Below are 16,071 nucleotides of genomic sequence, written 5' to 3'. Positions count from 1 at the left end.
AGGGTCAGGGTGTTTCATCCCGAAGGCCACCGGACAGCCGGCACACCACGAGGAGACTTCCATGCCCAGCCCCGTACCCACTCCCGGCGCACCCTGCTGGATCGACCTTATGACGACGGACGTCGCCGGGGCACGGCGGTTCTACGCCGACCTGTTCGGCTGGGAGTACGAAACCGGCGATGACGAAAAGTACGGTGGCTACGTCACCGCCACGAAAGACGGGCGCCCTGTTGCCGGGATGATGAAGAAGGACGATTCCCCGGCCGGCACGCCGGACGTCTGGTCCACCTATCTTCGGGTGGACGACGCCGCGGCCACCGCCAAAGCCGTTGAGGTCAGCGGCGGACAGGTCTACGTACCGCCGATGGATGTCCCAGGGCAGGGCCACATGGCCATCTTCGGCGATGCCACCGGCGCCGCCGTAGGTGTCTGGCAGCCGCGCGAGATGCTGGGCTACGAGCTCGTGGCCGAGCCGGGAGCCGCCGCCTGGCACGAACTCCATGCCAAGGACTACGACGCCGCTGTCCGGTTCTACAAAGACGTGTTCGGCTGGGAAACCGAGGTACTGAGCGACACCCCCGAATTCCGCTATACCACCATGGGCTCGGGCATGACGGCCCAGGCCGGCATCATGGACGCCTCAGGGTACCTGCCGGAAAACATCCCCTCGCACTGGCTGGTCTACTTTGCGGTGGAGGACACGGATGCCACCGTCAAAAGGGCCACGGCCATGGGCGCTGTGCTGCAGGATGGCCCCTCGGACTCGGACTTCGGCCGCGTTGCCCAGCTCGCCGACCCCACCGGCGCCGTCTTCAGGATCATCCAGCCTGTGCCGGAACAGGGCAGGTAGGGCCTGCGGCAACCTCGGCAGCGGCGTCAGGCGCACGGACCGGGGACGGGATTGCGTGCTGGAAGCGGCCGACACTCACGGGGCGAGGATGGCGGCGGCGATCTCGTCGGCGTCCCGGAGGGTCCGCTGGCCGCTGCGGTACACGGGGCCGCCCGGCTGGATGGCCTCAGCGGCGATCGCCGTCCCCCACTGGGAGGACGACAGCTGCAGTCCCAGCACGTACAGGTTTTCCGTGACGGACCCATTGGCCCCTACCGGGCGGTAGGGGTGAGGCAGCACGTCCAGGCCCGTGGACTGCACGGGGGCGCCTTCCGCCGTCATCATCAGCCGCGGCCGCACCAGCCCGTCGGCGAGCAACTGTTCCAGCACGGGGGAATCGTTGGCCGCGACCCGGTTGCCCGGCGCGAGGGCCTCCACCATGGTCCGGGCGGTCACCGGCGAGCCGGCAACCCAGGGCGAGGACGCTGTAAACATCCTTGCCTTCCGGTCCACGGCGAACTTTGGATCGGGCCCCACAAAGCTGACCACGCCAGCCCGTGCCAGCGCGGCGAGCTGTTCGGAGCGCAGCGCCGGAGGCCCGCTGGCCAGGCCCTCAACGAAGGACTCGAACCAGCCACGCAGGCCGGCGACCCATGATTCGTCGGTGATGCCGCCGTCGGCCACTGCCGTCTTGAGGACGGCACGTCCGTGGTGCAGGGCGCCGATGGCCATCTTGACCGGATCATCCTCGCCGAGTGCCGAACGCCGGGCGTCGTCGAGCAGGAACTCGACCACAGCGGCGTCGTGCTCGGCGCGCGAGGCGAAGGTGCGGCCGGCAAGCGGGGCCGCCAGGCCCGGCAGGTCCAGGCGGTGCCGGGGGCCGACGTGGACGGCCAGGACGCTTTCGACGCCGTCCTCCCAGTTGGCGGCGCTGTGCGCATGCGGGCGCAGCGCTTCTTCCAGCGCGGCCAGGAACGCAGGCGCGTCCGGCACCGCTCCAGGCTGCGAGCGCACCAGCGTGGAGTAGTAGGCCCAGAGCGCGTCGCGGTGCAGCAGCGGCCACAGGTCGTGGTCGAACGAGGGCCGTATTCCGGCGGTGGCCAGCCGTTCCAGGGCCGCCTCGGTGAGATAGCGCAGCGTGAGCGATGAGGCATAATAACCGGCCTGTTCCGCCTTGGCCCGGTACGGTGTTCCCCGCCGGGACGCGGCGATGATGCGGGGCTCCTGCCCGGACGGTTCGTACTCGAGCCGGTTGCCCCTGGCGACGAACTTTCCCCCGCGGCCCTCCGTCAGCTGCCCCATCGTGTCGAAGAAATTCAGCCCCATGCCCCTGACCAGGACCGGTTCACCCCCAGGGATCCGGGTCCAGTCCACGTCCGCGGGGACTGCAGGGGGAAAGTACTGCAGGCCCAGCTGGCCGCCGGCGGCCTGCAGCTCCCGCTGTTCGGGGTTCAGCCGGGACGGGATGTGGCCCAGGGCGAGCACCACGGAACCGGCGCGGATCGTAGCCCCGGTGGCCAGGCCGACGTCGAACGTTCCGTCCGGGAGGCGGCGCACCGACTCAGCGGTCGTTTCGTGGAAGTCGATGGTGACGCCGTCGGGCGCCTTGTCGAGCAGGTCCGCCAGTGTGGACTGGAGGTAGCGGCCGTACAGCGCGCGGCTGGGGAAATCGTTGGACTGCAGCACGGCCAGCTCGGCCAGCTCATCCGTGGTGAGGGACGGCAAGGGCGTGCGCTGCTGGCGTTCCCGCCACTGGTCGAACGTAGTGCCGGCAACCGGTGCGGGCAGCGCGGGGTCCTGCGGAACCAGCGTGGGGTAGAAGGACTGGGTGTTCATCAGGAACAGCCTGGATTGCCCGGGCTGCCAGACATGCCCGGGGCCTGCCGGGTAGGGGTCCACGACGTCGACATGGAGCGCGGCCTGCCGGTCGCCGGATGCGTTGGCAGCAGCCATGTGGGCGAGCAACCGCTCCAGCACGCTGGTGCCGCGGGGGCCGGCGCCGATGATGACGGCCCGGATGCTCTGCGTTAATTCCACGGCATCCAGCGTACGGGCTGGGAGCGGCGGATGCGCCCGGGGCTTGACTTGCCAGCTCCAGGTGGAGTTGTTTGGATGGGGCGCATGACCACCACTGCAGCTGATTCAGCGTCCATTCCCGGTTCCGGCCAGGGCACGTCCGGCACCGCTTCCACCGGGACGGCTCCGGAACCGGTGGACGAGAACGTCTGGCTGGAGGACATCTACGGCGAAGCGCAGCTCGCCTGGGTCAAGGAACAAAACTCCCGCACCGAGGACCTGCTCGTGGACGCCGAGTACGCGGGCCTGGAAGCCGGCATCCTTGAGGTGATGGACTCCACCGACCGGATCGCCATGGTGGGCAAGCGCGGCGACTGGTACTACAACTTCTGGAAGGACCGGCAGAACCCCAAAGGGCTGTGGCGCCGGACCACATGGGAAAGTTACTGCACAGACTCCCCGGAGTGGGATGTCCTGCTGGACGTCGACGCGCTGTCCGCTGAGGAAGGCCAGGAGTGGGTCTTCCACGGGGCCACCTTCCTGCGGCCCGTAGCCGGCGAACCCTACCGCCTGGCGCTGCTTGCCCTCTCCCCCGACGGTGGCGACGCAAACCGATACCGGGAGTTCGACGTCGAGGCGCGCGGCTTTGTTGGTCCGGCGCAGGGCGGCTTCGACCTGCCGACGGCGAAGGGCAACGTGTCGTGGCTGGATGCGGACACGCTGCTGGTCGCCTCCACCGCCGACGGGCTGCCCAAAACGGCGTCCTCCTACGCCCGCACCGCGGTTACCCTGAAGCGCGGCGAAGCGCTCTCCGGGGCGCCCCTGGTCTTCGAAGTCCCCGAAAACCACATGATGGCCGCGGTGGCACACGACTCCACGCCCGGCTTCGAGCGCACCTTCGCCGTGGACTACATCGACTTCTTCAACCGCACCAACTTCGTGCTCCGGGACGGTTCCTGGGTGGCCATCGATGTCCCCACGGACGTGAACGTCAGCGCGCACCGGGACTGGCTGCTGTTCCGGCCGCAGCAGGACTGGGCGCTGGACGGCACCACCTACCCCGCAGGTTCGCTGCTCGCCGCGGACTTCGAGGACTACCTTGCCGGCAACCGGGCCATCACGGTGCTCTTCACCCCGGACACCGCCACCTCCCTGCAGTCCTGGAGCTGGACCCGGAACTTCCTGCTGCTGAACCTGCTCAAGGACGTCTCCTCCGAGATCCGCGTCCTGGATCCGGCCACCCCCTCCAGCAGCCCGGGCAGCGCCTGGGGTTCCACTGTCCTGGACGCGTGCCCGCCGCTGCACGACGTCAACGCCTACGCCGTGGACGACGAGGACGAGGCACCCGCAAACGGGGGCGCCGGTGACGATTTCTGGCTGGTCGCCACCGGTTTCACCACCCCCACGACGCTGATGCGGGGAACCCTCGAGCGGGACCGCCTGCAGCAGGACGACGCCGGGCAGGACGACGCGGGGACGTCCGGCGTGGTGAGCCGGCACGCCGTGGTGAAGACGTCGCCGTCGTTCTTCGCCGACAGCGACTATGGCGTGGAGCAGCACTTCGCTGTTTCCGACGACGGGACCCGGGTCCCGTACTTCCAGATCGCCCCGCGAAACCTGGCCTTGGACGGGCAGAACCCCACCCAGCTGTCCGGCTACGGCGGGTTCGAAGTCTCCCGGACCCCGGCCTACAGCGGCACCGTTGGCAGGGCGTGGCTGGAGCGGCGAACCACCTTGTCCGATGGCAGCGACGGAAAAGCTCCGCACTCGCGCGGCGGGGTGTACGTGGTAGCGAACATCCGCGGCGGCGGTGAATACGGGCCCGCCTGGCATCGTGCCGCGCTGAAGGAGAACCGGCACAAGGCGTACGAGGACTTCGCGGCTGTGGCCCGGGACCTGATCTCGCGCGGCGTCACCTCGCCTCGGCGGCTTGGCTGCGTGGGCGGATCCAACGGAGGGCTCCTGGTAGGGAACATGCTCACCCGGTATCCGGAACTGTTCAGGGCGGTCTCCTGCGGGGTGCCGCTGCTGGACATGCGCCGCTACACCCGGCTCTCCGCAGGGCACTCGTGGATCGCCGAGTACGGCGACCCCGACGTTCCCGGGGAGTGGGAGTACATCAGGACGTTCTCGCCTTACCACATGCTGAAGGACGCGGTCGAGTATCCGGAAACATTCATTTGGACGGCGACCTCCGACGACAGGGTAGGTCCGGTCCAGGCGCGGAAAATGGCAGCCCGGATGCTGGCCATGGGCATCCCCAACGTCTGGTTCCATGAAGCCCTCGAAGGGGGCCACGCGGGGGCATCGGACAACCGGCAGGCGGCGGCGCTGCATGCCCGCAGCCAGCACTTCCTGTGGAAGGCCCTGGCGGGCTGACGGCCGTGGGTTCCCGGCTGGAAATCCGGCGTGCGCGGCCGGCTGACATAGAGGCAGTGGCCCGGGTGCATTACCAGTGCTGGCAGGAGACGTACCGGGGGATGCTGTCGGATGGCTTCCTCGCGGCCGTGGAACCAGCGGGTCGGCTGGCGCTTTGGCGCCAGCTGCTGGACCGCCCGCAACCGGCCGAGGCGTGGGTGGCGTGCGACGACGGCAGCCCAGTGGGGTTTGCCGGCGTGCGGCTGCTGCCCGGGCCTGGGTCGCCGGAGGGGCACCCACCGCCGTCCTCAGGAAATGTGGAGCTTTGGGGGCTGTATTTGCTCGCATCGCACCAGGGCCTCGGCCTGGGGCGCCGGCTGCTCGCCGCCGCGCTGGGCAACAATCCTGCCAGTCTTTGGGTGGCCGCCGGCAACGGCAAGGCCATCGATTTCTACCGCCACTTTGGTTTTGTTGCTGATGGCGCCGAGGACACCCTGGCGGACTGGGAGGGCCTGCCGGTGATCCGCATGGTCCGCGCGGAACAGCATCTCCCCTAGGCCGAGCGGGCCGCCGGCAGCCAGGCCGCGGACTTCCGGGGAACCGTTTTGCACTGCATGGCCGGATCTGCGTATCCTTGGTGGGCTAGGAATAGCAATTGGAGACGTGCCAGAGCGGCCGAATGGACTTCACTGCTAATGAAGGGTCGGGGTTAAACTCGACCGGGGGTTCAAATCCCCCCGTCTCCGCGTTTGGCCCCGGTCCTTGACCGGGGCCTTTTGCGTTTCCCCGGGTCTTTGAGTTCCAGGGTCCTTGTGTTCGCGGGCCTTTGTGTTCCCGGGGCCACGGGGCTAGGAGTCCGTTCCTCCGGAGCTCGTTCGCCTGTCGGAACGTTGAAGATCCGGATGGGCGAACATGCCTCTGATAAGGCAGGAAAGGCTGAGGCCGGCGGACGGCGTTGAGGCCCGCTGGGCAGGGCCCGGCGGGTCCGGACTTGGAATGCGCTGTCCAACAACCGGACAGGGAGGGCGGCAGTCCTTGCTGCGGTGGCAGGATTAACGAATGGCGGCAAGCAGCGGTTTGGACCAACAGGGCGGCGGCACCCTGGCGCCATGGAACCCGCGCCTCGCACTCCTGGTAGCGGCAACGTTCTTCATGGAATTCCTGGACGGAACGGTCCTCACCACCGCCATCCCCAGCATTTCCACTGACTTCGCCGTCCCCGCCGCCGACGTGAACGTGACCATGACGGCGTACCTGCTCACCGTGGCGGTCGGCATTCCCATCAGCGGCTGGCTGGCAGAGCGGTTTGGAGCACGCCGGGTCTTTTGCCTGGCCATCGCTATATTCACCCTCGCCTCCCTGGCCTGCGCCGCCAGCCAAGACCTGGCCACTTTGACCCTCAGCCGCATCGCCCAGGGAGCGGGCGGCGCGATGATGGTTCCCGTGGGAACGCTGGTGGTCCTGCGCGGAACGCCAAAATCCGATCTGCTGCGTGCCACCGCCTTCCTGGTGTGGCCCGGGCTCCTGGCACCTGTCCTCGCGCCCCTGGTGGGCGGCGCACTCACTACGTACATGTCCTGGCATTGGATTTTCCTGGTCAACATCCCACTGGGTGCCGCGGCCTTTTTCGCCGCACTGCGGCTGGTCCCGGTGGCGCCCGGAGATCCCGGGCGGCGGCTGGACTGGCCCGGCATGGTGCTGACCACCCTGGGCGTGGGGGCCCTGGTGGTCGGCCTCGAGCTTGCCAGCAGCCACCCCGACGGCCACTGGCCAGCCCTCAGCGCAGCGGCAGGCGTGGCCGCGCTGGCCGCTGCTGTGCTCTGGATGCGCCGCACCCCGCATCCATTGTTCAACCTCCAGGTCTTCCGCACCCGCACGTTCCGCGCCATGGCCACCGGCGGGTTCGTTTACCGGGTAACCATCAGTTCCGTCCCGTTCCTGCTGCCCCTGATGCTCCAGGCCGGGTTCGGCTGGTCCCCGCTGTATGCCGGGGTCCTGGTGGCGGCGGTGTTCGTCGGAAACATCGGCATCAAGCCGGCCACCACCCCGCTGATCCGGCGGTTCGGCTTCAAGGCGGTGCTGGTGTTCGCTTCGCTTGCATCGGCGGCAACTTTCGCCCTGTGCGCCTTCCTGACACCTGAGACCCCCGAGGCGCTGATGTTCGTCCTGCTGGTCTGCAGCGGGGCCTTCCGCTCCATAGGTTTTTCGGCCTACGCGTCAGTCCAGTACGCGGACATTCCGCCCGCGCAACTGACCTCTGCCAACACGGTCTCCGCCACACTGGTGCAGCTGGGAACGGGTTCGGGAATCGCCGTGGCGGCCCTGCTGATCCGGAGCTTCGAGACGGTGGCGCCCCTGTCCCAGGATCCTGCCGGGCCCTTCCGCGGCGCGTTCATGGCCATGGCAATCCTGATGCTGGCCAGCACTGCGGACAGCATCCTGCTGCCACGGCACGCGGGTGCAGCAGTCGCCCAAGGCAGCCGAAAGCAGCCGAAAGCAGCCGCCCCCGGCCAGCCCGCACCGGCAAGCGCGGATCTTGAGCCTGGCGGCTCCGGCGGCTCCGGGGGCTCCGGGGGTGCGGCCGGCCTGGATGGGAGTCCTGATCGTGTGCGCAGCGAGCCAGGGGTTACCCGGCCTGTGCCAGGACCAAGGGAAGTACCGCTCCCGCGCCGGCCTGGCGGAGGGCGCGCCCCGCAACGGTGAGCGTCCACCGGCTGTCGGCCAGATCGTCGATCAGCATCACTGTCTGGCCCGGGACCGACTGCAGCGCGGCTTCAAGCTCGGGGCCCACCACCAGCCTGTCCCACACCCCGGCCAGCCGGTAGGCACTGTTGCCGCCGCGGCCGCCCGTGGGCCCGCCATGGGCCAGCTGGAGCTGGCCCAGGTAAGGGATGCGCCCGATCCCGGAGATGCCCTGCGCAAGGGAGTCCACCAGTTGGGGCTTGTTCCGGGACGGAACGCCCACAATGGCGGCCGGCCTGCCCGCGCCGCTCCACCCCGGGTTGCGGCCGTCGCCAGTCCCCCACTCCCGCAGGACCTGAACGCAGGCCTGCAGCATCGCAGGGTCCACGGGCCGGTCCTCCGCCCCGGCGGCAAACAACTCCCGTAACGCCCCGCCCCACCCCAGGTCCGTCAAGCGCGCCAGGACGCGTCCTTCCGCAACGCCCTCGCCCGGCTTGAGTTTCCCCTTCACCGGTACCCCCAGCCGATCCATGCCGCTGGGCCATTGCAGGCGCGGCTCCAGGACGCCGCCAGCCCTGCTGAGGGTCTGGCTGGCCGCAGCGGTAGCGTCTGCAGCCACGTCGGCGGGGAACCAGCGGCCGGCGCAGTTGTCACACCGTCCGCAGGGACTGGCCGTCTCGTCATCAAGGACTGACGTGATGTACTCCATTCGGCAGCCCGCCGTGTCCTGGTAGATCACCATGGAGTCCTGCTCATCCACGCGGGCCTCGGCGATTCGCCGGTAGCGCTCCGCGTCATACACCCAGGGCTGGCCCGTCGACCGCCAGCCACCGCCGACCCGCTCCACCGCCCCGTCCACGGACAGGACCTTCAGCAGCAGTTCGAGCGGGGTGCGGCGCAAGTCCACCCTCGCTTCCAGCGCCACCGTTGACAGCGCGCTCCCGGCCTCGGCCAGGGCGGTGAGCACAGCCGCGGCCTTCTCTTCCGAGGGCATCGACGCGGTGGCGAAGTACTGCCAGATTTCACGGTCCTCGGATCCGGGCAGCAGCAGGACATCGGCGTTTGCCGCACCACGGCCGGCACGTCCCACCTGCTGGTAGTACGCCACGGGCGACGATGGTGCGCCGAGGTGGACCACGAAGCCAAGGTCCGGCTTGTCGAAGCCCATTCCCAGCGCGGAGGTGGCCACCAGCGCCTTGACCTGGTTGTCCTTCAGCAATTGCTCGGCGCGTTCCCGGTCGGCCGGGTCCGTCCGGCCGGTGTAAGCGAGGACGCCATGTCCTGCCTCGGCCAGGAGCCGGGCAGTGTCCTCTGCAGCCGAAACCGTCAGCGTGTAGATGATCCCGCTGCCTGGAAGGTCGGACAGGTGCGTCAGCAGCCAGCCCAGGCGCTGTTTGGAATCGGGCAGGGACAGCACGCCCAGCCTGAGCGAGTCGCGGCCCAGTGAGCCCCGGATGGTCAGGACGCCGGCGCCGAGCTGCTCTTCGATGTCGTGCACCACCCGGGAATTGGCTGTGGCGGTGGTGGCCAGCACCGGGATGGACTCCGGCAGGCGGGAGATGAGGTCCGCGATCCTCCGGTAATCGGGGCGGAAGTCGTGGCCCCAGTCGGAGATGCAGTGGGCTTCATCGATGACCAGCAGGCCGGTGCGCCTGAGCAGTTCGGGCAGCTGGTTCTCCCGGAATGCAGGATTGGTGAGCCGTTCCGGGGAGACCAGCAGTACGTCGACTTCATCGGCGGCCAGCTGTTCCCGGACCGTATCCCACTCCAACTGGTTGGCGGAGTTGATGGCGACGGCGCGAACCCCGGCCCGGGCGGCGGCAGCCACCTGGTCCCGCATCAGGGCAAGCAGCGGCGAGACAATCAGCGTGGGACCATGGCCGCGGCGCCGCAAAAGGAGGGATGCCACGAAGTACACGGCTGACTTTCCCCAGCCGGTGCGCTGGACCACCAAGGCCCGCCGCGCGTCGTCGACCAGCGCCTCAATGGCCTCAAACTGCCCGTCATGAAAGACCGCCTCCGGGTGCCCAACCAGCCCGCGCAGGACCTCAAGGGCTTCGGCATGCGTGCCCGTCCCCGCCCCCTCCGGGCGTCCCGGGGCTGCGGCTGCTGTAGCGGTAATCGTGGAAGCGTACTGGTTATCGGCCATTGATTCAGTATCCCAGCACCCTCCGACAGGCTGCGCAGCGCGGTGTTGGTATGTGGATAGGGCTGCATGTGGAAAGGCGCAAAGTGCGCCGCAATGCCGCAGCTGTTACCAAAGCGGCGCCAAAACTCCCTGGCCCCTGCCGCCGCCCACGTAAGATAAAGCCCGTGACTAGCGAACAGACAACGACATTTGATCTCTCGGCATCCTTCAAGGCCTACGACGTCCGTGGGATTGTGGGCGAGTCCATCACCGCCGAAATCGTCGAAGCAGTGGGGGCAGCGTTCGCGGATGTCCTTCAGCTCGAAGGCCAGACCATCGTGGTGGGCGGGGACATGCGCCCCTCCTCGCCGGAGTTCACCAAGGCCTTCGCGAACGGTGCTGCAGCCCGCGGCGCCAACGTGGAACTGCTGGACCTGATCTCCACCGATGAACTGTATTTCGCCTGCGGTTTCCTCAACCGCGCGGGCGCCACGTTCACCGCCAGTCACAACCCTGCCGCCTACAACGGGATCAAGATGGCCAAGGCCGGCGCCGTCCCCATCTCCTCCGAAACAGGCCTCAAGGACATCCAGGCGCGCGCGGAGCAGTACCTCAACGAAGGCTCCATCCCCGCCGCCGCAACCCGGGGGGCCATCAGTGTCCGGGACGTGCTCAAGGACTACTCGGAGTACCTCCGCAAGCTGGTTGACCTTTCCGCGTCACGCCCGCTGAAGGTGGTAGTGGACGCAGGCAACGGCATGGCCGGCCTGACCACCCCCGCTGTCCTGGGCGACACCCTGCTGCCCAAGCTGCCCTTCGACATCGTTCCGCTGTACTTCGAACTGGACGGCTCCTTCCCCAACCACCCCGCCAACCCGCTGGAGCCGGAAAACCTTCGCGACCTGCAGGCCGCAGTCATCGAACACGGTGCCGACATCGGCCTGGCCTTCGACGGCGACGCCGACCGCTGCTTCGTCATCGATGAAAAGGGCGAGCCCGTGTCGCCGTCGGCCATCACCGGCATGGTGGCCCGCCGCGAAATTGCCCGCGCCAAGGCCCAGGGCGAGGAAAAGCCGACCATCATCCACAACCTGCTCACCTCGCGCGCCGTCGCCGAACTGGTGGAGCACGACGGCGGACGCGCCGTGCGCACGCGCGTAGGCCACTCCTTCATCAAGGCAGTCATGGCTGAGGAAGGTGCCGTGTTCGGCGGCGAGCACTCCGCCCACTTCTACTTCCGCGACTTCTGGAACGCTGACACCGGCATGCTGGCGGCCATGCACGTCCTGGCAGCGCTCGGCGAACAGGCCGCCCCGCTGTCCGAGCTGGCCCGCGAATACGAGCCCTACGTCAGCTCCGGTGAAATCAACTCCGAGGTGGAGGACAAGCCGGCGGCGGTGGAGCGCGTGCGCCAGGCCTTCTCGGATGAGGACCTCGCCATCGACACCCTGGACGGCAGCACGTTCACGGCCAACGACGGCAGCTACTGGTTCAACCTGCGCCCTTCCAACACCGAGCCGTTCCTGCGGCTCAACGCGGAGGCCACGGACCGCGCCACCATGGAGCGCATCCGCGACCGCGTCCTCGAACTCGTGCGGGCCTAGCACCGGATGGCTGGTGAGGCACGGACCCCGGACGGAAACGGCGGGCAGGAGGGCTGGCGCGACTCCGTGGCGGAAGGCACGGCAACGGACCTGGAGAACCTCCTGGGCACCGGCGTCAGCGCCGCCCAGGAGCAGCTCCAGCGCAACGGCGGCTTCCTGCCCTTTGCGCTGACCGTGCAGAACGACGGCGAGGTGCGGCTGGTTGCCGTCTCTCCCGCGGAAGCCGCAGAGGGCACCGACGGCGACTTTGATGCCGACGCCATGATCAGGGACCTGCATGCCCTCCTGCGGCAGAACCGGGACGATTTCCGCGCAGCGGCAGTGGTCTGCGACATCCTGCTGGTTGAGGAAGACTCGGACGCCATCCACGTGGCGGCCGAGCACCGCGACGGGTCCCTGTTCGCGGCAGTCCTGCCGTATGCGGCCAACGCCACCACCCAGACCTGGGAGTTCGGCGAGCTGGGTGCCGACGCCAGCGAGCCCGCCATCTGGGTGGACTAGACCGGTAGCCCGATGAAAATCAACGCCTTCGCCGATGTCAGCCTGCGTGCGCTCATGGTCCTCGCGGCAGTTCCGGGGGGCACGCTGCTCACCACGCAGAGCATCGCCGACTCGGTGGGAACTCCCTACAACCATGTCAGCAAGGCCATGGCGCGCCTGCGGAGCATGGGACTGATCGAGGTGGTCCGCGGCCGCTCGGGCGGGTCGCGGCTCAGCCCCGCCGGGCGCAAAGCCACAGTGGGCCAGATCCTGCGGGAGCTCGATACGCGTTCCGACCCCGCCGACTGCGTGGCTCCGGCCGGCAACTGCCCGCTGATCAACGAGTGCAAGCTTCGCGGCGCCCTGGCCCGGGCGCGCGAGGCGTTCTACGCCGAACTCGATTCCGTGGTGATCGCGGACCTGCCGGGAACGCGCCAGATGGCACCGGTCTTCCAGATGATCGGCCTTCGCCCCGGGCTGTAGACAGCCGCCATCCGGGGGCTTACTCCCGGTTTGATTTCCAACTTCTACAAGGTGTAGAACTGAGGCAGAAATACTCGTATTTGAAATATGAGTTTTCCTCCGGCCGGACGAAGGCCCCGGCCATAACCTCAGGAGTACAGATGCTCTCGGACAAGTCCCGCCCCGTCATTGAGGCCACCCTTCCGCTGGTCGGTTCCCGGATCGGATCCATCACCCCCAAGTTCTACGCCCGCCTCTTCGCCGCGCATCCCGAACTGATGGATGGCCTGTTCAGCCGCTCCAACCAGCGCTCCGGCGACCAGCAGCAGGCCCTCGCCGGGAGCATCGCCGCATTCGCCACCCACCTGGTGAACAACCCCGGCACCTTGCCCGAGACCGTCCTCTCACGCATCGCCCACCGGCACGCTTCCCTGGGCATCACCGAGCCCCAGTACAAGGTGGTCTACGAGCACCTGTTCGCTGCCATCGCCGAGGACCTTGCCGAAGTCATCACACCGGAAATCGCCGAGGCCTGGACCGAGGTGTACTGGCTGATGGCGGACGCCCTGATCAAGCTCGAAAAGGGCCTGTACGCAGCGCAGGCGAATGGCAAGATGTGGATGCCATGGCGCGTAGTGGCCAAGACCCCGGCGGGAACCGGATCCATGACCTTCACCCTCGAGCCCGCCGACGACACCCCCGTGACCCCCGCCCTTCCCGGCCAGTACATCAGCGTCAAGGTGGCCCTGCCGGACGGGCTGCGGCAGGTGCGGCAGTACTCCCTCTCCGGCGACGCGGGCACGAGCCGCAGCTTCACCACCAAGCTGGACGACGGCGGCGAGGTCTCCCCCGTCCTGCACAACACCGTCCAGGTGGGCGACGTCCTGGACATCTCCAACCCCTATGGCGAAATCACCCTCAAGGACGGCGAGGGCCCCGTGGTCCTGGCCTCCGCCGGCATCGGCTGCACCCCCACAGCCTCCATCCTGCGCTCACTCGCGGACAGCGGCTCCGACCGCCAGGTGCTGGTGCTGCATGCCGAAAGCACCCTGGACAGCTGGGCGCTGCGCAGCCAGATGACTGACGACGTCGAACGCCTGGACGGTGCCGAACTGCAGCTTTGGCTGGAGAAGCCGGTGGACGGGGCCAAGGAGGGGTTCATGTCCCTGCGTGAAGTGGACCTGCCCGCGGACGCCTCCCTCTACCTGTGCGGCCCGCTGCCGTTCATGAAGAACATCCGGAACGAAGCCATCAATGCCGGCATCCCGGCCACCCGGATCCACTACGAGGTCTTCGGCCCGGACATCTGGCTGGCCAGCTGATCCCACCGCCTCCCCTGCAATACGACGACGGCCCCGCACCTTTTTTCGAAAAGGTGCGGGGCCGTCGTCGGTGGAACGTTTGCCGGCTAGTGCGCGGCCATCCGTTCCTTCAGGGAATCCAGTTCTGCGCGCAGGGCGTCCGGCAGCGAGTCGCCGAACTTCGCGTACCACTCCTCGATGGAGGCGAGCTCCGCGTCCCACTCCTCGCGGTCGACGCGGACGGCGTCCTCAACGTGGGCGTGGGTCATGTCCAGCCCGGTAAGGTCCAGGGAGTGGCCGGCAGGAACGTATCCGATGGGGGTCTCGACGGCATCGGCCTTGCCCTCAATGCGCTCGATGGCCCACTTGAGGACGCGGGCGTTGTCGCCGAATCCGGGCCACGCAAAGCCGCCGTCGGCGGTGCGGCGGAACCAGTTCACCAGGAAGATGTGCGGCAGCCGTTCCGCGTTGGCCTTGCCCGAAACGCTGATCCAGTGCTTCAGGTAGTCGCCGGCGTCGTAGCCGATGAACGGCAGCATGGCCATGGGGTCGCGGCGGAGCACGCCGACCTGGCCGGCAGCCGCGGCCGTGGTCTCCGAGGACAGCGTGGACCCCATGAAGATGCCGTTGGTCCAGCTGCGGGCCTGGGTCACCAGGGGAACGGTGGTCTTGCGTCGTCCGCCGAAGAGGATGGCGGAGAGCTCCACGCCCTCAGGGCTGTAGTACTCCTCTGCGAGCATGTCGATCTGGGCAATCGGCGTGCAGAAACGGGAGTTCGGGTGCGCGGCGGGCCTGCCCGAGTCGGGAGTCCAGGAGTTGCCCTGCCAGTCGGTAAGGTGCGCCGGAACCTCGTCCGTCATGCCCTCCCACCACACACCGCCGTCGTCGGTGAGGGCAACGTTGGTGAAGATGCTGTGGCCCTTGGCGATGGCGCGCATGGCGTTGGGGTTGGTGCCCCAGCCGGTGCCGGGGGCTACGCCAAAGAGGCCGGCTTCCGGGTTGGTGGCGCGGAGTTCGCCTTCCTTGCCGATCCGCATCCAGGTGATGTCGTCACCCAGGGTCTCAACTTCCCAGCCTTCGATGGTGGGGTCCAGCAGCGCGAGGTTGGTCTTTCCGCACGCCGACGGGAAGGCCGCGGAGACGTAGTAGTTCTTCTTCTCGGGGGAAGTCAGCTTGAGGATGAGCATGTGCTCGGCCAGCCAGCCCTCATCCCGCGCCATCACGGAGGCGATGCGCAGGGCGTAGCACTTCTTGCCCAGCAGCGCGTTGCCGCCGTAGCCCGAGCCGAAGGACCAGATGGAGCGCTCTTCGGGGAAGTGGACAATCCACTTGTCCGGGTTGCACGGCCAGGCAACGTCATCCTGGCCCGGTTCCAGCGGAGCACCCAGGGAATGCAGGGCCGGCACGAAGAACGCGTTGGTGCGGGTGATCTTGTCCAGCACGGCCGTGCCGATGTTGGCCATGATCCGCATGGAGGCAACGACGTAGGCACTGTCAGTGATCTCCACGCCGAATTTGGGGTCCTCGGCGTCGAGGTGGCCCATCACGAACGGAATGACGTACATGGTGCGGCCGCGCATGGAACCGGCGAAGAGGCCGCGCAGCTTGTCCTTCATCTCGCGCGGGTCCATCCAGTTATTGGTGAAGCCCGCATCGCGCTTGTTCTCGGAGCAGATGAAGGTCTGCTCCTCGACACGGGCCACGTCGGCAGGGTCCGAGAACGCGGCGAAGGAATTCGGGAACAGGTCCGGGTTCAGCCGCGTCAGGGTTCCGGCAGCGACCAGTTCGTCGGTGAGACGGGTGTTTTCCTCTTCGGACCCGTCAACCCAGTAGATGCGGTCCGGCTGCGTAAGCTCAGCAACCTCTTCGACCCATGCCAGCAGGCCGGCATGTGTGGTGGGTGCTTTCTCAAGCAGCGGCTTCTGCGCCAGATCGCCCATTGCAGTTCCCTTCCTCGGGTTCATCGGTGTGTCCTAAATGCTATGGTCCGGACCACTGGACTTTTCGGGGAGCTTGACTGACAAATCCGGCCACCGAAAGTGAATTCCGCGGAAAATCAGGGAACTGTCGCCCGAAAACGGCCCGTTAAGTGACGAAGGTCACCTATACCGGTATAGTCGCGCACATTACATGCCTTTCGATTTGGCACTGGGCGCGGACTCGCGTAAAGTAATTCGAGGTTCGGGGAGAGCGGTTCTTCTCCCAGGAACA

At 67.7% G+C, this 16,071-nt stretch carries 11 protein-coding genes and 1 tRNA gene; 9 read left to right on the top strand and 3 right to left on the bottom strand.

Annotated elements, in window-relative coordinates; all coding sequences use genetic code 11:
- The first annotated feature begins 61 nt into the window (after positions 1-61).
- Positions 62-850: a VOC family protein gene (locus tag K4G53_RS10095; RefSeq protein WP_221385551.1), complete on the top strand. Its 789-nt coding sequence runs from the start codon at positions 62-64 to the stop codon at positions 848-850.
- Between the two features lie 75 nt (positions 851-925).
- On the opposite strand, the gene K4G53_RS10090 is transcribed toward K4G53_RS10095, so the two are convergent.
- The gene (locus tag K4G53_RS10090) at positions 926-2,866 is read right to left on the bottom strand and encodes an FAD/NAD(P)-binding domain-containing protein (protein WP_221385550.1); all 1,941 of its coding nucleotides are present in this window, start codon (positions 2,864-2,866) and stop codon (positions 926-928) included.
- 84 nt (positions 2,867-2,950) lie between these two features.
- On the opposite strand from K4G53_RS10090, the gene K4G53_RS10085 reads away from it, so the two are divergent.
- The 4 genes from K4G53_RS10085 (at position 2,951) to K4G53_RS10070 (ending at position 7,906) form a co-directional block, all read left to right on the top strand.
- Positions 2,951-5,224 (top strand): prolyl oligopeptidase family protein, encoded by a 2,274-nt coding sequence (locus K4G53_RS10085; protein ID WP_221385549.1) that lies wholly within the window; start codon positions 2,951-2,953, stop codon positions 5,222-5,224.
- Positions 5,203-5,760 (top strand): GNAT family N-acetyltransferase, encoded by a 558-nt coding sequence (locus tag K4G53_RS10080; protein ID WP_308287860.1) that lies wholly within the window; start codon positions 5,203-5,205, stop codon positions 5,758-5,760. The genes K4G53_RS10085 and K4G53_RS10080 overlap by 22 nt, the downstream gene beginning before the upstream one ends.
- A gap of 100 nt (positions 5,761-5,860) precedes the next feature.
- Positions 5,861-5,949: transfer RNA gene (locus K4G53_RS10075), tRNA-Ser, on the top strand.
- A gap of 313 nt (positions 5,950-6,262) precedes the next feature.
- The gene (locus K4G53_RS10070) at positions 6,263-7,906 is read left to right on the top strand and encodes an MFS transporter (RefSeq protein ID WP_260323461.1); all 1,644 of its coding nucleotides are present in this window, start codon (positions 6,263-6,265) and stop codon (positions 7,904-7,906) included.
- Here the strand turns inward: K4G53_RS10070 and K4G53_RS10065 are convergent.
- Entirely contained in the window at positions 7,830-10,034 is a 2,205-nt protein-coding gene (locus K4G53_RS10065; RefSeq protein ID WP_221385548.1) for an ATP-dependent DNA helicase RecQ, read from the bottom strand. The two genes, K4G53_RS10070 and K4G53_RS10065, sit on opposite strands and share 77 nt — an antisense overlap.
- 164 nt (positions 10,035-10,198) lie before the next feature.
- Here K4G53_RS10065 and K4G53_RS10060 point away from each other — a divergent pair, with 164 nt between their 5' ends.
- The 4 genes from K4G53_RS10060 (at position 10,199) to K4G53_RS10045 (ending at position 13,881) form a co-directional block, all read left to right on the top strand.
- Positions 10,199-11,617: a phosphomannomutase/phosphoglucomutase gene (locus tag K4G53_RS10060; protein ID WP_221385547.1), complete on the top strand. Its 1,419-nt coding sequence runs from the start codon at positions 10,199-10,201 to the stop codon at positions 11,615-11,617.
- A gap of 6 nt (positions 11,618-11,623) precedes the next feature.
- Positions 11,624-12,118 carry a hypothetical protein gene (locus tag K4G53_RS10055; RefSeq protein ID WP_221385546.1) on the top strand — a complete coding sequence of 165 codons (495 nt, stop codon included), beginning with the start codon at positions 11,624-11,626 and terminating at the stop codon, positions 12,116-12,118.
- A 12-nt stretch (positions 12,119-12,130) separates the two neighbouring features.
- Positions 12,131-12,580 carry an Rrf2 family transcriptional regulator gene (locus K4G53_RS10050; RefSeq protein ID WP_221385545.1) on the top strand — a complete coding sequence of 150 codons (450 nt, stop codon included), beginning with the start codon at positions 12,131-12,133 and terminating at the stop codon, positions 12,578-12,580.
- A gap of 140 nt (positions 12,581-12,720) precedes the next feature.
- Positions 12,721-13,881 carry a globin domain-containing protein gene (locus K4G53_RS10045; protein WP_221385544.1) on the top strand — a complete coding sequence of 387 codons (1,161 nt, stop codon included), beginning with the start codon at positions 12,721-12,723 and terminating at the stop codon, positions 13,879-13,881.
- A gap of 86 nt (positions 13,882-13,967) precedes the next feature.
- Here the strand turns inward: K4G53_RS10045 and K4G53_RS10040 are convergent, their stop codons facing one another.
- Positions 13,968-15,800, bottom strand: a complete 1,833-nt coding sequence (locus K4G53_RS10040; protein WP_221385543.1) for a phosphoenolpyruvate carboxykinase (GTP) — start codon at positions 15,798-15,800, stop codon at positions 13,968-13,970.
- Positions 15,801-16,071: the final 271 nt, after the last annotated feature.

The sequence above is a fragment of the Arthrobacter sp. MAHUQ-56 genome (genome assembly GCF_019710585.1).
In the GTDB taxonomy this organism is placed as follows: domain Bacteria; phylum Actinomycetota; class Actinomycetes; order Actinomycetales; family Micrococcaceae; genus Arthrobacter.
This window is presented reverse-complemented; position numbering and strand designations above follow the sequence as displayed.